The sequence below is a fragment of the Desulfosporosinus acidiphilus SJ4 genome (assembly GCF_000255115.2).
GTDB lineage: Bacteria > Bacillota > Desulfitobacteriia > Desulfitobacteriales > Desulfitobacteriaceae > Desulfosporosinus > Desulfosporosinus acidiphilus.
Map to the genome: position 1 here is coordinate 3,196,032 of NC_018068.1, position 19,591 is coordinate 3,215,622.

Consider the following 19,591-nt stretch of genomic DNA (forward strand, 5'->3'; position numbering starts at 1 on the left):
ACTTATCATCTCACTTCTTAAAATACATTAATACCACTGCACTAATGATAGCGGCAACGACAGTACGCCAGAGCCACGTACTATTCGCTTCGAGCTTATCCAGGGTTATGTCAGGTATATCATACCAATTTGTTTTACTCGGGCGGATATTTTGCCATCGACGCAAGTCCGGTGATGGTACCCAAGCCCATGGTTTCAACTGCTGTACTGGGTACTACAACCAAAGCTCCCTTTTCTTTGAGCCCTTCGTAGAGTATATTCATAGCCCTAAGATGCAGTGCCACCGGATTATTCTCATAAGCTTTTGCGGCTTCGGCAAATTTGGTAGCGATCTCCGTTTCTGCCGTTCCTAAAATGACCCTGGCCTTACGTTCCCGTTCAGCCTGAGCCTCCCTTGACATAGCGTCCTGGAGACTCTTGGGAATAATCACGTCGCGAATTTCAACCGATTGTACCGATACTCCCCAAGGTTCCGTGCGACGGTCAATTATTCTTCTCAATTCTTCATCAATATTTTCCCTACCCGCTAGCATTTCAGCAAGCTGTGTTCTGCCTATAACATCCCTGAGAGCTGTTTGGGCAGCCCATGTTACTGCATCTTTGTATTTTTCTACCTCCAAAGCAGCTTTTTCGGCATCCCATACCATCCAGAAAAGTACAGCATCCACATCAACAGGGACTGTATCTTTAGTCAATGTTTGTTCAGCGTTAAATGAAGTTGTTATTATTCTCTGGTCAACCCAACTTGAGACAGAATCGATTATTGGGATGATAAAGAATAATCCCGGTCCGGATAGTCTTTGAAATTTACCCAGGCGTAAAATTATAGCTTTCTCCCATTGACGGGAAACTTTCACTGAAGCCGAAACCAGAAGAGCCACAAGAAAAGATGCAATTATAATAACCGGTATATGGAGGAAAAATCCTATTACTGAACCTAATGTGAAGATGATAATAAATAGGACTATGGAAATTGAAGATATTCTCAGAGGGATTACATTAGTGAAATTACTATCAATCATTCGTCCTCACTCCTTTAATTTTTTTTCTAGAGCTTTGAGCAGCTCAGTAGAAGAAAACCCCAGGGCAGATACTTTGATAATTAGATCATCCAGAAGATCATTGAGAGTGTTTTCTTTCATATTTGTATCAATTTCCGGCCGTTCTTTAACGAAAGTTCCTTTACCTTGTCTTGAGGCCAGCACCCCCTCGCTTTCCAACTCTAAATAAACCCTAGAAACTGTATTGGCATTTATTTTTAATTGCACGGCAAGTTGACGAACAGTAGGTAACTGTGAACCTGGGAGAAATTTGCCAGTAGCAATGGCAAGTTTTATTGCTTCTTTAAGCTGAATGTAAATCGGGATTCGACTATCGGGATTGAGGTTAAAGGGCATTTAAAACATCCTCTCAGTGCTATTGTACTAATATATTAGTACAATTATAAAATTCTGTCAATGTGCTTGGCTACAAAACAGAAAAAACAATAAGTGATAGAATCCGAAGGGAAAAATACTATCCTATATCGTCAAAGAACCGCTGGGGAATGCTCCCTGACGGTTCTTTTTGTGGGGGAAATTAAAAGCGAAAGGGTACTCATCCCGAGAGATAATACAACTCTTAACTAAAGATGGTGCGTTGCAAGCCAATCTAATTAATCGCCTAAAAATTAAAATCGACCCCCATAAAAATCTATATCCAAAACGTAAAACTATATAAGACACACTTTAGACTTTGCTATACCTCCGGACGCGGAGGCTTTTTATTGCATCTGAATAATTTTCCATGTCGAAGGATTTCATTTTCAGAAAGGAATAACAAACATTATGTTCAAAATATATACATTGTAATTCTTCGTTTGGTTTTGCACGATATCACACTTTAGAGCCGACCTTCATAGTATGAATTAGAACAAACACTATCAAAATCTCTCCTTCTTAGTTCTTATAGGCCTTAAAGGCCAAATATTTCAGGAGGAGGGTTTATTTATGGCCGGACTTGGTTTTCCCGGCGTACCATTCGGAGTACCGCCCTTTGGAAGCCCATCTATCACTAGAATACTTTTTGATACCCTTCCAATAGGAGCACGTGTTGTTCTGGGAACCGACTCCAGTGAATGGGTCGGTAATTATGGAGGAGTCATTGACGGAGTTGTATTTTTAACGAATGCTCGTTTATTCTCCAATATTGGCAACCCCATTGATGGCATTCAGTCCGTGGTCCGCATCCCCATTCGAAACGTTAATTTTGTCAGCTATTAAAAAGGTTGGCCCTCGGGACACGGGGGCCTTTACATTTGTAAACAATTTGTTCCGCTATTCACTCACGAATGAATTTGTATTTTATCACTGACAAATGCACAGAATATTTATATCACTAAGGAGGAGATGATCAACATTGAGACTAAATAAGAGACTAATGAAACAGATGAAACGTCAATCGGGAACAATAGTAAAAGCCTTAAAAAGAATAGCTTCCTTGCCTTAATACAAGCACATAACAAATTTAAACGGAGGTCCCAGGAGCTAAAACAAACTTCCCCAGTGCAACAGGCGAATGCACAGGTATCAAGCACAAGTAATGCTATTCATCTCCAGGCAAAGATCTATGTTTATAATAAGTCAGGCCGAAAATCAGGTGAGGCTATCAACCCTTTACCTGTCATCGGTTTCGCAAAAAAATTGAAAACTTCCAACGAAAAAAGCCCACCTTTAAGTGGGCTTTTTATTGAATCAGCATTCGCGTTCTCGTTATTGAACGGTGGTTTTTGTTTGGTAGGCAACATATTAGGAACATCCTTTGGACATGTCGAATACAATGTATCAACCTTCTCTATCTCGTCTTATGCAATCTAACTGAGGAGGTGTAAAAAATAAAAGATGATCCGGATCACACGTGCCTAACCTACTAGTCACTTTCCGATAGTTATTATATACTATTCTCTTAGAGATACATTTGAAATCGGAGGCTGCAATGAAGAAACTCATTATCCCCTTACTACTCTTTGTCACCCTTTCACTTTCCGGCTGTTCATCATTATCCACAACGGCCAGCGCTCAAACTTCTGCTGTTCCTCAGGTGGAATATTACTTCACCAAAGCCCAGCAGCACCCTGAAAAGGCACTTGAATCGCAAATTAACTCTGCCAAATCCACTCTTGATATCGCCATTTATAGCCTGACTAAGAAAGATATTGTGGAGTCCATTATCACAGCTAAGAAACGCGGTGTTAATGTGCGGATCATTACCGACCGCACAGAAGCTAAAACAAAAGCTCAAGGAAGCGAATTATCATTACTTAAAAGAGCCGGTATTCCAATTAAGGAAAATACTCATTCGGGATTAATGCACATGAAAGTCTCTATTATTGATAAATCAGTCCTGACTACAGGATCATATAACTATACTCAAAATGCTTCGACGGAAAATGATGAGGTACTAGTTATTATCCATGATTCCGGTATCGCGGCGAAATGGACCGATGAATTTCAGCAGATGTGGGATGATAAAAAGAATTATCAAGAGATTTAAGATCAAAAAAGAGAGCGATTAAGATTTAGCTCTCTTTTTCATACTATTTCAGTAATAGAAAGAGTAACCTTCAGTTAAATTCTGCAAGTGCTTCGGTAATATGCCGAGACCCTAGACAAGTCGAATTTTCAGTAAGTTAGGACTTATACGTACAAAGACAGTATCTTCTTCCTCTTGCACAAGTGCAACTATCGTCCTTAGCCATGACGATAAGGGGGCGAGCTTATCGTAACACTGCAACTCTTTACGCTACTCCTGCAGTATAGATTAATATTAATTATGATACTTCAAAAGGTTTTGCTAAATCTTCCATTTTTAATGAAACACAGTTTCATTATATGTTATACTTTAAAATGAATTAATTCGCTTGAGGGGGCATAAAAATGTCTGGCATAAAGTTCAAAAGAAGTCTATTAGCCGCAATCACTGTCCTTTTTTGGTTTGCCCAGTATGTCTACATACCATTTCTTACTCCCTACTTGCTTTCCCTTTCAATTACGGCAACAGTTGTGGGAATAATAGTTGGAGCATACGGAGTTACCCAACTTCTTTTAAGGATTCCTTTGGGAATCATGACGGATATTATTGGCAATCACAAAATTTTTATAATTATAGGGGCTTTCTTAGCCGGCACATCTTCCATCATGATAATACTGTTTGGTTCACCTATCATGCTGTTTGTAGCTAACGCTCTATCGGGGGCTGCCTCGTCGACATGGATTTCATTTACGTTACTTTACTCTTCGTACTATAGCAAAGAGGAAGGTACGAAGGCTATTGGCCTTATCACCTCTTTGCAAAACATTGGTATTTTAGCTGCCTTTCTACTCGGTGGTGTGTTCGAACAGTTCGGTATCCGCTCCTTGTTTATTTTAAGTTTTGTCTTTGGCATGACCGGCTTCATCCTTTCTTTTTTTATTAAACCCGAGACTGGCGGCAGAACGAATGTTACTGCCGCCAGTCTTATGAAAGTAATGAAGAATAAGAAACTATTAACGGTCTCTCTTTTGGGCGGATTTGTTTGGTTTCTAATGTTTGGAACAGTATATTCTTTTACGACCAGCACTGCAAAAGAGCTAGGGGCGACAGGGCTTCAACTTGGCGCTATTTATGTTTTATTTAGCGTAATGAATATTATAGGCGCCTATTCCGTCAGTACAGAGGCTTCGAGCAACCTTGGCGAAAAGAATAATATAGCTTTGGGTTTTGTATTACTGGCAGCGTATTGTGCAGGAGTAGCTGTTGCTCCTGATCCTATCTGGTTCTTTCCGCTCCAAATGATCGGCGGTTTTGGCGCAGGGATACTAACAGCAATTTTAATGGCCATTGCTGTCAGAGGCTTTGACGCGGATAAAAAATCCACAGCTATGGGTTTTTATCAATCGATATACTCACTCGGTATTACGTTTGGTCCCATAGTTATGGGCATTTTGGTAGATCATTCATCTAAAATTTTCTCGTTTTCATTCATGGGTATAATCGCCCTGGCTTGTTCCGTCTTCGTGTTAGCTATGTACAAGCTTAGTCCCCTATTTAGAGAAGCCTAACAGGAAACTATGTCTGCATTGAAACAATTTACGCGGAACAAGTCTCATAAATTTGCAGGCCATGGATATAATATTTAAAAATAATTTATTAAAAAGGTTGACCTTAACCGTTAGTTTTGTTAAAATAATATCTGCTTCACTTTAATTGCCGATGTAGCTCAATTGGTAGAGCAGCTGATTTGTAATCAGCAGGTTACAGGTTCGAGTCCTGCCATCGGCTCCAGCTAACAAATACAGAGCGCAAAAAGCGCTCTTTTTTATTTAATCTTTTCTTCAAATTTAGTTTTGCATTTCGGGCATTCAGTCATCTCACTGTAATAATCCCAGATGGAATGACACACTGCACATTTCTGGATAAAAGGAACAAATGGAGAAATGCTTTCTTGCAAGTCAAAATTCATATGATCTAATTCTACAGATTGTTTTTTCCTTTTATTTTTAATATCTGGTTTGCTAAATGCAATCGACACAAAACAACGTCCTTTCATTCATAATACATTATTCTTATGCTATTATATGGAGAAACCTCATACTCCGTCAATTAGCAAAGACCCTAGCTATTAGCACCATATTTCACTAATTGAGAGAAAACATACCGTTTTCCTTGCAAATCGCCTCGTTTCTCAAAATGCAATTTCCCTCTATAGAGCCGCGGAAGGAATTTAATTTAAAATAAACAACTTGTGTTCTTCCAGTATTGATTCTAACTCAAGCATATACATGCTGGTTACTTCACGATTATCCGAACTCATTTCTGCTAGTTCATTAAAGCTAATCTCATTCTGAGATCTGAATAAAGTACGCAGTATTCCTCTACTGGATAAGGGAATAAGCCAAAAAGTATTGGGCTTTTGTAAGGTCTCAAACCACGACTCAATTTTAGCTCTATTGGCGAAAATCTTAGCTAGAATCCCATTTTCTCTTGAATCAAACATAATAATCCCCCTCTTTAGGATGTTATCAGCAAACACGATAACTAATTTGTGTCAATAAGGGGTCTAAGTGATTGGTCCGCCCTCCACCTTGATTGTAATATTCTACACATACTGTCATAACCCTGCAAAACCTTCGAATATATAATGCCATTGGGGCAGCCTAATAGTAATATGAACACTATTCTCATGTATCAGTGACACTTCTTCGCGGCATAGAGGTCAGATATTAAATAAAAGGCCTCCCCATTAAGGGAGGTCTAATTCGATCTTAGAGTTGCCTTGGTGTTAATTAGGCTAGCTCTTTGAAAAAAGCCCCTCCGAATTGCTGTCCCCGGAGGGCAATAGGAGTAACATGAAAAAGACTTAAGGGAATAACCCTTAGTCGTATTATAGCATGTTAATACCTATTAGCCATTGGTAAGTTATTGGAAATGAACGCAAAACAAAAGAACCTCCGCGTCCAGAGGTTCCCAAGCGCAATGCCTCATTTCTATGTCTCTTGAATAGCACTAGAATAGAGTTCTTACGACACATTATACTATATATTGACATATTTGTGTTAATAAGTAATGAGGTAAATTGTACCATCTATGATGCACTTATACTAGGGGACGAAAACAGTGTTTTGGCTCGTATTAGCTCTTCTCGCAGTATGCAGACAAAAATTAAACTTTCTCCAAGCATATAAGGCGTGCTGCCGCACGCGTTCAGAGAGTAGTTATCCACAGTTCGCAATTAATATACCTTCCTAAGCAATAAAAAATCCCCCTTTCGAAAGGGAGATTATCAGCTTTGAATTGGTATCGTTCTTTATTCTTGATTTTCTTGGGACTGTATGTTGTTTTTTTCTTGTAAATCTTTCTCTTTCACATGAGCACCGTAATTAAAGATCAGTAAAATGGCCGCGATTGCAAGGTAGATGAGAATATATATCATAAATTTTCTCCTTGCCTAAAGCTTTAGATTTCACTTTCTGCTATTCTTATACATAATACAATTATATTGTGTATTTTTCAACAAAATTTTAAATTTCTAGTTTTATGTTCGCTTTTCCTCGCTTTTCAATTCACTTTCCTCGCATCATATAGTTTAAATCTTTATATTCCCAAGCAAGTATTTTAGGAAGTGAACTCGTTCAGCTAAAGCTGAACATCGGAGCTTCGGTGGACTCTACCCCCACCGAAGCAGAGACCAGGGACCACTCCCACTTACAAGAAGTGGGAGTCTCACGATTGGATAAAAGAACGAACGTGGATTTTTATCACCCACGTTCGCAAACATCTTTTCTCTTGCATAAATCCCTCGAATACTTACAAATGCAAAAGCTTATTTCTCTTTTGTTTTATCAAGCAAATCCTTCATAGTAAAGGAGTTCGTGGAGTTAACTTCCGGAGTTTGAATTTCTTGCGGAGTATTTATTCCGGAGATAGTTGTATCATATTTGAGGATCATATCCAGAGTCCCTTGAGGTTCATCAGAAGAACCTTGTTGTTCGTTTAACGTCTTCAAGAATTGGTTCCATTGTTTTAGATCAACTTTAACATTGATAGTTCCGGTTTCTCTTATTATATAACCATTATAAAGATAATAATTGAGGTCAAGTCCCTTATCGCCTAAAATTGTAACATTTTTCAATTGATCCATCGCAGTATTAAAGGTTGTTAAAAGATTCTCTTTACTGGCGTTGAATTGATCAAACGCCTGATCGAAGGCCTTGATACTTTTCTCCTTGTCCGGAGCCTGGCTCACTTGTAGTGTGGAATCTACAATATCCTTCACAAAATTCATCGCTTCTTTATCTTGGGCAAAGTTAGTTACTGCATAGCGAATAAAATCTTTAAATTGTTGATCATCAAGTCGTATTTCATAACGACGGACCATCTTAAAGCCATCATCTGTCTGCATGTACAGACTTGAACTTGAGGCTGTATCAAAATTCGGATTAAATCGTGTGGAATAACTTTTTAAGAAGCTAACTTCTTTTTCTTGGAGAGTTTTGCTGAATTCCAAGAGCTGTTTAAAAGAACTGGGATCAATCTTTGAATCACTGGCATCCAGTGGATTCATAACTAAGTAATCCTTACTGGCAAATTGTTGAGGCAAGGAACTTTTGGCAATTAACGGAAGTTTAATCACTTCATTAATCTTTGGAGTGTCACCGCTTAAATCGGAGTCAACCCAAATAGGAACATCAATTTTCATACCGGGAGTCATAACGTTCATAAGTACCTGACTCTTGCTGACTGTTTTCTGATCATTGGTGGTAGATTTTACGTCTAGGTCAAGTGAAGCGTTGTTGAGCAACGCAGCAGTCGTATCGATTTGCTGCTGAACATCCGGAGCAAACCCCGTACCGCTCAAATGTAAAGTCATCGATGTATGAACATCACCAGAATGTACATTTTGCATGTTTAAAGCGGCGTTAAAAATTTCTTGCTCATTGAGACTGCACCCTGTTAAGACAAGCAGCATCGTCATTGCCAATGCAACCCAGATTATTATTCTCTTTCTCCTCATTTTTTCCCTCCCACTTTCTTCTTTATGTAGGTTTAATCTAAGATGACATAGCGTCACCTTACTTCATTATATCGGCAAATAGTTATTTTATCTACATGAGTTAGTTTCATAATTCATACCCCTTGATATAAGCGGGCTTTTTACCCGTAAAAAAAGGAGTACCTCCCCAAAATCTCGAAAGTGTAAGTGACCAAACAAACACCGAGAGGTTGAAAGGAGAACTCCCAATGTTTAGTATTCGCCAAGAACGTCTATTTTCCTTGGAAGAAATCTTAGAAATGTCACCGAAAGAATCGTATCCGCTTCTATTGGAACCGCTGAATATTACTCCTTTGTTGAGAGTGGTTTCAAAAAGGGCATTTTTGGGAGCTCCAACCACGCTTAACTATTCAGCCATGATCTATTCTTTATTCATTCGAGTGATCGAACGAATTCCTACGATCAAAGATTTACGAAAACGATTAAAAAACAGCTTGGAATTCCGTTTCGACTGCGGCTTTACGATGGCTGATGCAGTTCCTAGCGAGTCCTCTTATACTCGAATGATTCAAAAAATCAAGGGTTCTTCTGCTTTGGAAAAAATTCAAAATGAACTAGTCTCTCAGGCGTTTCAAGAAGGCTTCATCGATGGGGATGTTATAGCCATCGATGCTACTCATATTGAAGCGAGAGACCGTAAACCTGAGAAAAAGAAAGACGAAGAGATTCCGGTCAAGCAAACCTCCAAAAAACGCGGACGAAAACCCAAATCGGAACGGGAGAAATGGCTCAAAGAACAACAGGAACTGGAAGAGAATCGACCCCTCTTTGAGAAGAAAATTGAAGCTCAACTTCCTCTTGATTTCAAGACGATCGAACAGCAAATCCCGCAAGATCCTCACTGGGGAATTAAGAAAAACTCCGAGGGCAAAAACGTCTTTTGGTTCGGGTTCAAAGGTCATCTTCTCGTGGACTGTAAAAGCCAATACATTTTAAAGTCCTTACTTTCCTCGGGAAATGTCAATGATGGCAAAATGGCGATTCCTCTACTCAAGGCTCTTCATGAACTTCACCCCCAGCTGAAGCCTTCCTATTCGCTTTTGGATGCTGGTTACGATTACAGCTCAATTTACCAACAAGCAAAAGCCATGGGGTCAAGGGCCCTGATTGATTACAATCCACGCAATGAACAACTACCCGAAGACAAGGACAAATACTTTTGCCCTAAGTGTCAAGAAGGTCATTCCTACCGATATGATAGCTATGATTCCCGATACGACACGTTGAAATATACTCAACCCAAGGAGTGCAAAGAGTGTCCTCTGAAAGAAAACAACCAGTGTCAAAAGGTATTCAAGGTTAAGGTTTCCTCAGACCCCAGAAAATACACCGTTCCAGCCAGAGGAAGTGGGCGCTACTTTGAACTCTATAAACAGAGAACAGCCGTAGAACGTGTTAATGCTTATCTCAAAGAGTACTTTCAGTTAAACAACATTCGACATCGAGGAAACGTAGCCAAAGTCGATTTCGAGTTTTCTATCCTGACCTATACCCTCTGCAAATTAGCCGTAGACCGATTGAACAAGTTCAAACGTATAGCTGCAGCATAAATCTTCAAAAAATGTTACTAACGAAATTCTGAAGGTCTGAGCTTTAACAATTAAACATTATGAAATTGACTCACATACCAAATAATTACTTTGGATTTAAAAATGAAGAAGGGATTTATTGCTTAAACCCCTTCTTCATTTTCATTTTTGCAGTTCATAGAGTATGTTTATTCAGTAACCGAAAGACTTCTCAAAAAAGTAAAGAGTAAACCGCAGGAAAGCAACGTAATGATTAATCTCATGGCAAGCATCCTTTAAACTATGTTTGTACAGGTAAATTACCTATCGTCTATAGAGTAAACTAAATATATTTCAATTCCATGAATTTTTTATTAAAATTTTATTAATTTTTTAATAAAAAAATGCTATCGCTCTGAAGGATAGGCTCTATCCCCGCCGAAGCAGAGGAACAGGGACCATTCTCACTTCTAGAAATGGGATTCTCACGATTGGAGGAAAAGAAACTAATTTAGATACTTAAATTGGAATTTTAAAAGCTAACATTTATTAGCTTAACTTAGGAAATACTTTTAAAGGAAATACTTCAGAATGTAACGATTAAGGAGGATTCTAAATGAGTAAAAATAAAACCAGAAGAGACGAATTAGCTCAAAAATATCCCGAAGTTGAACAGCACTTTCAAAATATTAAACAAGAAATGAACGAACCTCAAATAGAGAGGTTAGGGGAAACTAAGAAGGAACAAAAGGAACGCACTGAAGGACATTGGAACCCAAGTTAGTATTTTCGCCGTCCGCGGCCAGCAGCTGCCTTGTAAATAAGGGGACCGTCGCCTGTGAACTTTTCTTGTTCCTTGCAACGGTCCCTTCTTGCTAATGCCTTAACTTTATCGAAAGTTTTTTAATGGTTCTGAACTGCCTTCAACTGATTTACAAGGGTTTCGCTGATTCTTTCGGGGACTTCTTCATACTGAAGAAATTTAAGGGTAAATGAGCCTCTCCCTTGAGTTAGTGCTCTCAAATCTATGGCGTAGCGCATCATTTCGGCCTGGGGCACATGAGCCTTTATAACCTGATATTTGTCGCAAGCCTCCATCCCCAATACCTTACCTCTTTTGGTGTTAAGATCTCCTATTACATCGCCCATAAAGACTTCGGGTACCTTTACTTCCACTTCTACCACCGGTTCCAGCAAGACCGGTTTGGCCAACTCGACTCCCTTGCGAAATGCAATGATAGCAGCAAGTTTAAAGGCCATTTCCGACGAGTCAACGGAATGATAAGAACCATCACAAAGAGTAACTTTAATATCAGTCACTGGATATCCCACCATAGTACCTTCGGTCATGGCTTCACGAATTCCTTTTTCCACCGCGGGAATATATTGTTTAGGGACTGAACCGCCAAAAATCGCTTCAGTAAATTCAAAGTCTTTCCCGTCTAAAGGCTCTAAATTTATCCAGACATGACCATATTGACCATGACCGCCGGTTTGCTTTTTGTGTTTCCCTTCGACTTTCACGGCCTTCCGAATGGTCTCACGATAGGGAACCCGCGGTACTTTTATTGTTACTGCAACTCCAAATTTTCGACTTAACTTTTCCTGAAGAATATCAAGATGCATCTCACCTAAACCGGTTAATAATAATTCCTTGGTTTCCAAGTTTTTAGTAAGTTTAAGGGTAGGATCTTCTTCTGCTAAGCGTAATAAAGAATTGCCAAGTTTATCTTCATCGCCCTTGCTCTTAGGTTCAACAGCCATCGCCAGTGTCGGAACCGGAAAATCGATACCGACTAATTGGATTGGGTTCTCTTTGCTGCATAAGGTATCCCCTGTTTTTACTTCTTGTAGTTTGGCTACCACCGCAATATCACCGGCAGAAACCAAAGCCACCGGCTCCTGTGTTTTTCCTCTTAAATAAAAGGGCTGACCAATTTTTTCTTCAACATCGCGGTTTGAATTATATACCATTGTTTCAGCGTTGAATTTTCCCCCATAGACCCGGAAAAAGGACATTTTGCCGACGTAAGGATCAGCAAGAGTCTTAAAAACTAAAGCGGCTTTTTGCGGCAAAACCTCAGGGGAAGGAAATGAATTGGTTATGAAATTCAGAAGCTGATTGACTCCAATATTTTTAAACGCCGAACCGCAAAGCACCGGAATCACCAGGTTTTGCTTTAAGCCTAAACGCAACGCTGTTTGTAAATCATCAGTTGTTAATGTTTCCCCTTCAAGGTATTTCGTCAGTATGTCATCATTAGCTTCGGCAACAGCTTCTGCTAATTGTTCCCGTAAACGGGCACTATCATTTTGATACTCTTCCGGAACTGCTTGCACAAGAAACTTACCGCTGCCATTGGTCTCGTAATCATACATCTCATTTTTAATGATATCAATAATTCCATGGAAGCCAGCTTCAAGTCCAACTGGAATTTGCAGAGGAGCAAACCTTGCATCCGGATATGTCTCTTTAAGCTGTTCCAAGACTTTATTAAAATTAGCATTTTCACGATCCAATTTGTTGATAAAGACAACTCTCGGCAATTTCTTTTCATTCATCGCTTCCCACGTAATTTCCGCCTGCACTTCCAGACCGGATACACCATTGAGCACGACCACACCGCACTCAACAACTCTCAGAGCGCTCATGACCTCCCCAAAAAAATCGGAATATCCCGGAGTATCCAGAACGTTGACCTTTACTCCTTGCCATTCGATAGGAATAAGACTCGTACTAATCGACACTTTGTGCTTAATTTCTTCCGGCAAAAAATCCGAGACAGTGTTGCCCTCTGTGATTTTGCCAATTCGGTTGATCACTCCTGAATTAAACAGAAAAGTTTCCGACAGGGAAGACTTTCCCACTCCACCGTGGCCGACCAAACAGATATTTCGCAGATGTTCCGTGTCATAAGTCTTCAAGACGATCTCCTCCTAGTATGTTATTAAGAAAAAGGTCCTTGCCTTTTACTTGCAACAGTTTTTGGGAGTTTCCATTAAAGTCTGAAGATAATAGTTTTGATTAGTTTATGGAGCCGAGTAGGTCAAGTATTCTTGCTATTCAGATTTTTTCTTTTCATAAGTGCCCCAGACAAGAGGTTGTTTATTCTTTACCATCCATTTCCCTTTGGCCCAGACGTCTAGGACTTGCAGCGATTCATCCAAAACTACGAGATCAGCATCATAGCCCACCCGTATCATGCCTTTATTTTTAAGTGACAGGATTCCTGCCACATTGGATGTTATAGTGCTTAAAGCCTTCTCTAACGGGATTCCATAGCGACGAACAGATTCCCGGACATCGCGCCATAAAACTTCGACAGAGCCAACGCCCATGCCGACTAAGACGCCCTCTTGGTTATATTGAGGCATACTTCCATTTCCATCAGAGGTCACGGTAATTCGTTCATTAAGGAGTTTTCGTTGCTCCAGCATTGAAAGCACGGCCGGAACTTGAAGCTCAGCGGGAAAATCGTCACATCCTGCTGTAAGGTCAATGTGTCCGCCGGCTTGCAGAAACTGAATTCCCTGCTCCAATAAGGAATGAGTTCGATTTATATGTGTGGGCATAAATTGAGTAATAGGAATTTCAGTTTGTTCAAGAATCTTCCAGATATAATCCAGTCCACGTTTACCCTCCCCCAGATGGAGGTGAACCACCCCGGCTTTGCCTCCGAGCATCCCGCCGACCCGGGCTTCTGAAGCTAAACGTTCAAGCTCGACAATTTGAGGTTGGGCAGAACGATGATCTGAAATGGCAATTTCGCCCGCCCCGATGACTTTCTCTATGAGAGCTATATCTTGCTGTAAGGTTGAGAGCAGAGTCCTCGCAGGTACTTGATAGGCACCACTGTATATAAAAGTACTTATCCCTTCATCTTCGAGGGCATAGGCCTTTGTTAGAAGCTCTGAAACGGACCGGGAAATTGAATCAGTTCCCAAGCAGCCAACAACCGTTGTCGTTCCACTGAGTGTAAGCAGCGACAGTTGAATTTCAGGAGTTCTGGAAGCAGGTCCAGCCTCCCCCCCACCGCCGCAAATATGTACATGGGCATCTATAAAACCGGGCGCCAGAGTTAAACCCCGAAGGTCTACCTCTTCTCCCTCGACAAAGTCAGGCAAACGAAGATTTTTCCCGATGGAAGCGATGGTCGATCCAACAATAAGGACATCCGTTTCCTCTATGTATTTCGGACTATAAATCTTAGCATTCTTTAGTAATTGCCACATCATGACTTCCTCCCTAGAGGTAGAATGCCCCAATTTTAGAATCATATTCCTATACTAAAAATTTTCTCTAAACAACATTAAAATCCTTTCAGCTTTAAGGCAAAGTCAAAATTTTCTTAAGCATTTCCGCCTTTCCATAAGCATATGGTTAGAAGTAAACGCCTAATGTAGGGAGGTTAAAAATGCCGAGAAGGACCTTTGTTTATGGGGCAACGATTCTTTTAGGAGCTAATTTATTGAATCGCCTCCTAGGTTTTGCTTATCAATATTTAATCATGGCACATATTGGCGGAGAAGCCTATGGTCTCTTTACTATGGTTTTTCCTCTCTATATGCTTGCTTTGGTTTTTACGACAGCAGGAATTCCCTTAGCTATTGCCAAAATGGTCGCTGAAGAAGTTTCTTTAGGGAGGGCCTACCAAGCCCGTTCCATCTTTCGTCTGGCCTTTTGGCTTCTTACGGTTTCAGGAGGTTTTGTTTCTACCAGTCTCTATTTTCTTACCCCATACATAGCTCATAGAATTTTCCCGGACCCCAGAGTTCTTACAATTTTTCAGATTTGTACACCTGCTATCTTCATTGTCTCAATCTCATCGGTCTTTCGTGGGTATTTTCAGGGACTTCAAAATATGGTTCCTACTGCAGTGAGTCAAATTTGCGAACAGGTAATCCGCGTCACCGTCGGGTATACAACGGCAGTCCAACTTCTCAAAGTCGGTGTTGAATGGGCGGCAGCAGGATTAGCTATAGGTATGCTGGCAGGAGAAGCCGTCGGATTGTTCGTGATTATCATTCATTACCAAAGATCAAAAATAATCTTAACAGAAAACAGCGGCCCCCATCCATCTTCACGGCATATTTTAAGCCAATTATGGCATCTCGCCTCCCCAGTCACAGTCGGCAGGTTATTTTCTACGGGACTTTCTGCCTTAGATGCCATGCTCATCCCTCAGTGCCTTCTCACAGCCGGATACAGTGCTCGGGAAGCAACAACGTTGTTCGGGCAGCTGGGAGGTTCCGCCTTTACCTTACTTACCTTCCCCAGCGTTTTTACGTTTGCCTTAGCGACGTCGCTTGTTCCGTCAATTTCTGAAGCAGCGGCACAACGCCAGTTTCACATCCTTCGTGCCCGCAGTTCCGAAGCTATTCGCTTAACGATCATGATTGGTATCCCCTGTTTGGTTATCTTGTTTTATTTTTCTCAACCACTGACCATGTTTTTTAAAAGTCCGGAAATCTCACCGGTTTTACGAATCTTAGCTTTAGGAGGTATTTTTTCATATATACAGCAAACAACCACAGGAATTTTACAAGGTCTCGGTAAGGTCCAACTTCCGGTACTTCATTCCATCATAGCTGCTGTACTGCGGATTCCAATTTTAATCTATCTCACCAGCCTTCCTCAATGGGGGCTTCGGGGAACAGCCTGGGCCTACGTGATTGGTTTTATAATCATGGCCGCCTTAAATCTTCAAGCAATAACCAGAAGCAGCGGTATGCCTATTGACCTTCAGCGTTTTCTCCTCCAACCCTTTAGCGGGGGGATCGGCATGTTGTTATTTTTTCATACTTTAGACCCTAAATTAGGAGGTCACTTCATTGGCTATAGCTTTGAATTTTGTTGCGGACTCTTACTTTACGCTTTAATTTTAGTTTTTAATGGCGGGATAACATTCTCCGATTTAAGACGACTGCCCTGGCTTGGTAAATATTTAAAACCTTAATGGCTCATTTCCGCCACCGCCGCATCGGACCTCCCCATTGCCAATACGACAAAAGCAGTGTCAAGGCAATAAATAGAATAATCAGAAACTTATAGACAAAATAAACTCTGATCATTTTTAAAAAAACTAGGATAGCTCCTAATAATACCGGAATAACCAATAATTTAATAACAGAGCCGGAGCGCTCTTTATTTTTATAACTTGGATACGATAACAATAAAGCAAAAATCAAAACATAGGCAATGAAAGACATCATGTAACTTCCTCCCTTGACAAAATGAAATAATATATCCAGTATTTGAGCACCATAAAGCTTTTAAAAATGTAAATACTATCATTGTACGGAAAAAGATAAGAGGGAGGAGATTTATATATGAGTCGTCGCAATAGAGATGCCGGTATTTTACCCCAATCGGTTTTAGAACAGTTCAAATGGGAAGTCGCCGATGAATTGGGACTTAGTGCTAAAATCCAATCTCAAGGCTGGGAAAACATGACTTCTCGTGAATGTGGACATGTTGGCGGTAGAATCGGCGGAAGTATGGTTAAAACAATGATCCGACGAGCAAAAGAATCTCTGAACACCCCCGTCTGAGAACCGTATTAGTGCTAAAGGAGTACAGATTAAATCTGTACTCCTTTACTTTGTCTTGACAAGTAATTCCTTCCATATGGACAAACAGTCGAAATCCGTTAAATCGCTGTGAACAGGGGTTATAGACACATAATCTTCCTGTATTGCCCTTAAATCCGTGTCATCTTCGTAATCCTGCATCATACTACCGCTTTGCCAAAAATACACTCTGCCTCTAGGATCTGTGCGTTTTTCAAAAATATTTTCGTAAACGGCTTTACCCAGCCTTGTTACTTTTAGACCGCCCCACTCCTCACGGGGTTTTCCGGGGATGTTTAAATTTAGCAAACCATGATGCTCCAGTTTGAGGAAACGATCTAAGTTCTCCACAAGGTAATTCGCTGCAGGTTTAAATTCCTTATATTCGAAACTAGCCAGCGACACAGCGATAGAAGGTATTCCCAGTAAAACTCCTTCCATAGCCGCAGATACAGTCCCGGAATAGAAAATATCCGTCCCTAAATTTGAGCCTTGATTAATCCCAGAAATCAAAAGATCCGGCTTAGGAATTAGTTCACCTTGGACAGCAAGTTTCACACAGTCAGAGGGAGTACCGCTGATAGCAAAGCCTTTAATGGGATCTCTGAGTGGATACTCTGTCACAAACAAGGGATTAAATAAGGTAATCGAATGGCCTGTTGCTGAACGCTGACCTTCCGGAGCAACAATGCTGACATCATGGTCAGTACACTCGCTAAGAACCTCATAGAGGGTTTGGAGGCCTGGAGCGAAATAACCATCATCATTGGTCAATAAAATATGCATACTTCCTCCTATCAATCTACTTCATAGATCGAAACAATCATTTTATCATCTTTTTTGGTCAGCCCAAACATCAGACGGTAATCTTTCAGGTTTTTATTAAGAAAATCAATGACTTTATAAAGTTCACGATTCAGACCGACTTTCTGGGTAGCTATAAGCTCAAGTTTTCCCGGACGTTCTGATATAGGAGGTGTTGGTCTGTCATCCATAAAATAGAATACCTCTTTCTTAACTTCTATTACCTTGAATTAAGGAAAAAGCTTCTGATCTGGTTATCGAATTCGATTTAAAAATTCCACGGACTGCAGACGTCAATGTTTGTGAACCCGCTTTCTTTACACCGCGCATGGTCATACACATATGCTCTGCCTCAATTACCACCAGAACTCCTAACGGTGTAAGTTCACCCATAATGGCATCAGCTATCTGCGAAGTCAGTCGTTCCTGAAGTTGAGGTCTGCGTGCATATCCTTCAACGACACGGGCGAATTTCGATAAACCGGTAATCTTTCCCTTTCTGGGAATATAGGCAACATGGGCCTTTCCATAAAAAGGTACCAGATGGTGCTCACACATCGAATAGACTGGAATATCTTTGACAATCACCATTTCCTCATGTTCCTCTGAAAACTGAACTTTTAAATGCCTGCTGGGGTCTTCATGCAGCCCAGCAAATACTTCGGCATACATCCTGGCAACACGTTTAGGTGTATCAAGAAGCCCTTCTCTCTCAGGATCCTCCCCAATAGCTTCTAAAATCATATATACAGCCTTTTCAATCTTTTCTAAATCCATCCCCATAATTATATCTCCTTTGCACGATGATCCCTCATATAAACTAAAGCTGTCCCATAAAAACGTGTGTTTGAGGAATAACCCGGACATTTTTAAGTTTTTCGAGAAAAAGTCGCTGCCAGTCTAGAATCTGGCGAGGTTTGGGACTTTCGATACCGTTGATCTTTGTGACAGGTTGAAGTATGGTTAGCAGCGATGGATCAACATTCGCAATTAAATCCCGAGCATTTTGAAGATCTTGAAGTTTAGCTTTCTCGTCAACCACTATTTTTAGGAATACATTTTTGCTAAGACTTTTGCGCAGGAAATCTTCATGAACATTCCAAAAAACCTTTTCCCCAAAAGGCAATTTTATATCCATACTAATAATATCGACAAATGGCAATATTTTGTCAAGTTGTTTAGGGAGAGTTCCATTAGTTTCCAGATAGACCGGGAGATTATACTCACGTATTAAGGGCAATAGCAATTGCAGTTCATCCGCCCATAACAGGGGTTCGCCGCCGGTGATGCTTATAGAATGATGCAGAGAAAAATCATAAGACCTAAGCAACTCGATCAATTCATTAAGTTCAATAGGATTTTTTAACATACGAAAATCTTTTGAGCCAGGAATTGATTCCATCCTACACTTTTCCGGAATGATCGTCTCGGTATCACAATAAGGACAGTTTAAGTTACACTTGGGCAGCCGCAGGAAAATTTGTCGGGCACCGACATAAGGGCCTTCCCCTTGAATGGATGAAAACAGTTCAGTGACCGGTATCTTAAGCATCACACTACCCCTCGAACCTTGCAGCGAGCAAGGCCTATGGATGAGATTTCATCACAATAGCGTTTGGCCACATTCTCCCCGAATTCATAAATGTTATGAACCTGAAGATCAGTCAACCCAATTGTAGGAATGGGTGTATTATGATTAGAAACATTTAAGCCGCAGTGAATGAGCGTTGAGACAGGTGAGAGAGTTGCAATACTCACAGATAGTTTTCGGTCCCCGTCATAGATGTCATCACCGGTTCGCCTTAGTGATTTAACACCTAAAGCTTCTAATTCCTCTTTAATGGTGGCAATCAATAATCGTTGCCTGATAATTGTCTTTTCTAAATCCATTTCAAAATGTTCGACGATAAAATGCAGCATGTCTTCGCTGTAGATCCAATCTTTTGCTGCGACATCCTCCATGTCCACCATCTCATTTTGTTCCACCCGGCATTTTCCTCTAAATACGCAGATACTATCCCCCATCAGGCCAAAGTTTTTGTAGGTAAACAACGATTGGAGCTGACTCCCATCGTAGTCGAGAGGATTTTGGTGAATATAATATCGCAAAATTTTTCCCTCTTTTCACTGTATTCAAAAT

The 19,591-nt window shown here is 40.5% G+C and carries 21 protein-coding genes and 1 tRNA gene; 9 read left to right on the forward strand and 13 right to left on the reverse strand.

Going from position 1 to position 19,591, the window contains the following annotated elements:
• Positions 1 to 134 precede the first annotated feature (134 nt).
• Positions 135 to 1,022 carry an SPFH domain-containing protein gene (locus DESACI_RS14505; protein ID WP_014827948.1) on the reverse strand — a complete coding sequence of 296 codons (888 nt, stop codon included), beginning with the start codon at positions 1,020 to 1,022 and terminating at the stop codon, positions 135 to 137.
• Between the two features lie 6 nt (positions 1,023 to 1,028).
• Positions 1,029 to 1,397 carry a GntR family transcriptional regulator gene (locus DESACI_RS14510; protein ID WP_014827949.1) on the reverse strand — a complete coding sequence of 123 codons (369 nt, stop codon included), beginning with the start codon at positions 1,395 to 1,397 and terminating at the stop codon, positions 1,029 to 1,031.
• Between the two features lie 591 nt (positions 1,398 to 1,988).
• On the opposite strand from DESACI_RS14510, the gene DESACI_RS14515 reads away from it, so the two are divergent.
• From DESACI_RS14515 to DESACI_RS14530, 5 genes are all read left to right on the forward strand, one after another.
• Positions 1,989 to 2,261, forward strand: a complete 273-nt coding sequence (locus DESACI_RS14515) for a hypothetical protein (protein ID WP_014827950.1) — start codon at positions 1,989 to 1,991, stop codon at positions 2,259 to 2,261.
• A gap of 282 nt (positions 2,262 to 2,543) precedes the next feature.
• On the forward strand, positions 2,544 to 2,855 hold the full coding sequence (locus DESACI_RS24280) for a hypothetical protein (protein ID WP_148271313.1): 312 nt from the start codon (positions 2,544 to 2,546) through the stop codon (positions 2,853 to 2,855).
• 118 nt (positions 2,856 to 2,973) lie between these two features.
• The gene (locus DESACI_RS14520; protein WP_014827951.1) at positions 2,974 to 3,531 is read left to right on the forward strand and encodes a phospholipase D family nuclease; all 558 of its coding nucleotides are present in this window, start codon (positions 2,974 to 2,976) and stop codon (positions 3,529 to 3,531) included.
• 383 nt (positions 3,532 to 3,914) lie between these two features.
• Positions 3,915 to 5,078, forward strand: coding sequence for an MFS transporter (locus DESACI_RS14525; protein ID WP_014827952.1), 1,164 nt, complete (start codon positions 3,915 to 3,917; stop codon positions 5,076 to 5,078).
• A 147-nt stretch (positions 5,079 to 5,225) separates the two neighbouring features.
• Positions 5,226 to 5,301: transfer RNA gene (locus tag DESACI_RS14530), tRNA-Thr, on the forward strand.
• Between the two features lie 34 nt (positions 5,302 to 5,335).
• Here DESACI_RS14530 and DESACI_RS14535 read toward each other — a convergent pair.
• From DESACI_RS14535 to DESACI_RS14545, 3 genes are all read right to left on the reverse strand, one after another.
• Positions 5,336 to 5,548, reverse strand: a complete 213-nt coding sequence (locus DESACI_RS14535) for a hypothetical protein (protein WP_014827953.1) — start codon at positions 5,546 to 5,548, stop codon at positions 5,336 to 5,338.
• Positions 5,549 to 5,740: 192 nt separating this feature from the next.
• Complete coding sequence (locus DESACI_RS14540; protein WP_014827954.1) at positions 5,741 to 6,013, reverse strand: hypothetical protein; 273 nt, start codon at positions 6,011 to 6,013, stop codon at positions 5,741 to 5,743.
• A 1,326-nt stretch (positions 6,014 to 7,339) separates the two neighbouring features.
• Positions 7,340 to 8,530 (reverse strand): hypothetical protein, encoded by a 1,191-nt coding sequence (locus DESACI_RS14545; RefSeq protein ID WP_014827957.1) that lies wholly within the window; start codon positions 8,528 to 8,530, stop codon positions 7,340 to 7,342.
• Between the two features lie 227 nt (positions 8,531 to 8,757).
• On the opposite strand from DESACI_RS14545, the gene DESACI_RS14550 reads away from it, so the two are divergent.
• The gene (locus DESACI_RS14550; RefSeq protein WP_014826382.1) at positions 8,758 to 10,119 is read left to right on the forward strand and encodes an IS1182 family transposase; all 1,362 of its coding nucleotides are present in this window, start codon (positions 8,758 to 8,760) and stop codon (positions 10,117 to 10,119) included.
• A gap of 574 nt (positions 10,120 to 10,693) precedes the next feature.
• On the forward strand, positions 10,694 to 10,861 hold the full coding sequence (locus DESACI_RS24810) for a hypothetical protein (protein ID WP_014827958.1): 168 nt from the start codon (positions 10,694 to 10,696) through the stop codon (positions 10,859 to 10,861).
• 119 nt (positions 10,862 to 10,980) lie between these two features.
• On the opposite strand, the gene fusA is transcribed toward DESACI_RS24810, so the two are convergent.
• Positions 10,981 to 13,002: an elongation factor G gene (gene fusA / locus DESACI_RS14555; RefSeq protein WP_014827959.1), complete on the reverse strand. Its 2,022-nt coding sequence runs from the start codon at positions 13,000 to 13,002 to the stop codon at positions 10,981 to 10,983.
• Positions 13,003 to 13,137: 135 nt separating this feature from the next.
• Entirely contained in the window at positions 13,138 to 14,310 is a 1,173-nt protein-coding gene (iadA, locus tag DESACI_RS14560; RefSeq protein WP_041276094.1) for a beta-aspartyl-peptidase, read from the reverse strand.
• A gap of 182 nt (positions 14,311 to 14,492) precedes the next feature.
• Between iadA and DESACI_RS14565 the strand changes: the two genes are divergently transcribed.
• On the forward strand, positions 14,493 to 16,034 hold the full coding sequence (locus DESACI_RS14565) for a putative polysaccharide biosynthesis protein (RefSeq protein ID WP_014827961.1): 1,542 nt from the start codon (positions 14,493 to 14,495) through the stop codon (positions 16,032 to 16,034).
• A gap of 4 nt (positions 16,035 to 16,038) precedes the next feature.
• On the opposite strand, the gene DESACI_RS14570 is transcribed toward DESACI_RS14565, so the two are convergent.
• The gene (locus DESACI_RS14570) at positions 16,039 to 16,290 is read right to left on the reverse strand and encodes a hypothetical protein (protein WP_014827962.1); all 252 of its coding nucleotides are present in this window, start codon (positions 16,288 to 16,290) and stop codon (positions 16,039 to 16,041) included.
• 117 nt (positions 16,291 to 16,407) lie between these two features.
• Between DESACI_RS14570 and DESACI_RS14575 the strand changes: the two genes are divergently transcribed.
• Positions 16,408 to 16,629 (forward strand): alpha/beta-type small acid-soluble spore protein, encoded by a 222-nt coding sequence (locus DESACI_RS14575; protein ID WP_014827963.1) that lies wholly within the window; start codon positions 16,408 to 16,410, stop codon positions 16,627 to 16,629.
• A gap of 45 nt (positions 16,630 to 16,674) precedes the next feature.
• On the opposite strand, the gene surE is transcribed toward DESACI_RS14575, so the two are convergent.
• The 5 genes from surE to DESACI_RS14600 are packed head-to-tail and all read right to left on the reverse strand — an operon-like array spanning position 16,675 to position 19,560.
• Positions 16,675 to 17,433: a 5'/3'-nucleotidase SurE gene (gene surE, locus DESACI_RS14580; RefSeq protein ID WP_014827964.1), complete on the reverse strand. Its 759-nt coding sequence runs from the start codon at positions 17,431 to 17,433 to the stop codon at positions 16,675 to 16,677.
• Positions 17,434 to 17,444: 11 nt separating this feature from the next.
• Complete coding sequence (locus tag DESACI_RS14585; protein WP_014827965.1) at positions 17,445 to 17,642, reverse strand: YpmA family protein; 198 nt, start codon at positions 17,640 to 17,642, stop codon at positions 17,445 to 17,447.
• A 19-nt stretch (positions 17,643 to 17,661) separates the two neighbouring features.
• Entirely contained in the window at positions 17,662 to 18,234 is a 573-nt protein-coding gene (gene folE, locus DESACI_RS14590; protein WP_014827966.1) for a GTP cyclohydrolase I FolE, read from the reverse strand.
• A gap of 37 nt (positions 18,235 to 18,271) precedes the next feature.
• Entirely contained in the window at positions 18,272 to 19,003 is a 732-nt protein-coding gene (locus DESACI_RS14595; protein WP_014827967.1) for a 7-carboxy-7-deazaguanine synthase QueE, read from the reverse strand.
• Positions 19,003 to 19,560, reverse strand: coding sequence for a DUF366 family protein (locus tag DESACI_RS14600; RefSeq protein ID WP_014827968.1), 558 nt, complete (start codon positions 19,558 to 19,560; stop codon positions 19,003 to 19,005). The genes DESACI_RS14595 and DESACI_RS14600 overlap by 1 nt, the downstream gene beginning before the upstream one ends.
• Between the last annotated feature and the right edge of the window lie 31 nt (positions 19,561 to 19,591).

Bases quoted from the DNA above. Each gene is read 5' to 3' on its own strand.
- DESACI_RS14510 (WP_014827949.1), bottom strand. From the start codon at position 1,397: ATGCCCTTTAACCTCAATCCCGATAGTCGAATCCCGATTTACATTCAG.
- DESACI_RS14545 (WP_014827957.1), bottom strand. From the start codon at position 8,530: ATGAGGAGAAAGAGAATAATAATCTGGGTTGCATTGGCAATGACGATG.
- folE (WP_014827966.1), bottom strand. From the start codon at position 18,234: ATGGGGATGGATTTAGAAAAGATTGAAAAGGCTGTATATATGATTTTA.
- DESACI_RS14565 (WP_014827961.1), top strand. From the start codon at position 14,493: ATGCCGAGAAGGACCTTTGTTTATGGGGCAACGATTCTTTTAGGAGCT.
- DESACI_RS14515 (WP_014827950.1), top strand. From the start codon at position 1,989: ATGGCCGGACTTGGTTTTCCCGGCGTACCATTCGGAGTACCGCCCTTT.
- DESACI_RS14550 (WP_014826382.1), top strand. From the start codon at position 8,758: ATGTTTAGTATTCGCCAAGAACGTCTATTTTCCTTGGAAGAAATCTTA.
- DESACI_RS14595 (WP_014827967.1), bottom strand. From the start codon at position 19,003: ATGCTTAAGATACCGGTCACTGAACTGTTTTCATCCATTCAAGGGGAA.
- DESACI_RS14575 (WP_014827963.1), top strand. From the start codon at position 16,408: ATGAGTCGTCGCAATAGAGATGCCGGTATTTTACCCCAATCGGTTTTA.
- DESACI_RS14520 (WP_014827951.1), top strand. From the start codon at position 2,974: ATGAAGAAACTCATTATCCCCTTACTACTCTTTGTCACCCTTTCACTT.
- DESACI_RS24810 (WP_014827958.1), top strand. From the start codon at position 10,694: ATGAGTAAAAATAAAACCAGAAGAGACGAATTAGCTCAAAAATATCCC.
- DESACI_RS14540 (WP_014827954.1), bottom strand. From the start codon at position 6,013: ATGTTTGATTCAAGAGAAAATGGGATTCTAGCTAAGATTTTCGCCAAT.
- DESACI_RS14505 (WP_014827948.1), bottom strand. From the start codon at position 1,022: ATGATTGATAGTAATTTCACTAATGTAATCCCTCTGAGAATATCTTCA.
- DESACI_RS14585 (WP_014827965.1), bottom strand. From the start codon at position 17,642: ATGGATGACAGACCAACACCTCCTATATCAGAACGTCCGGGAAAACTT.
- surE (WP_014827964.1), bottom strand. From the start codon at position 17,433: ATGCATATTTTATTGACCAATGATGATGGTTATTTCGCTCCAGGCCTC.
- DESACI_RS14570 (WP_014827962.1), bottom strand. From the start codon at position 16,290: ATGATGTCTTTCATTGCCTATGTTTTGATTTTTGCTTTATTGTTATCG.
- iadA (WP_041276094.1), bottom strand. From the start codon at position 14,310: ATGTGGCAATTACTAAAGAATGCTAAGATTTATAGTCCGAAATACATA.
- DESACI_RS14525 (WP_014827952.1), top strand. From the start codon at position 3,915: ATGTCTGGCATAAAGTTCAAAAGAAGTCTATTAGCCGCAATCACTGTC.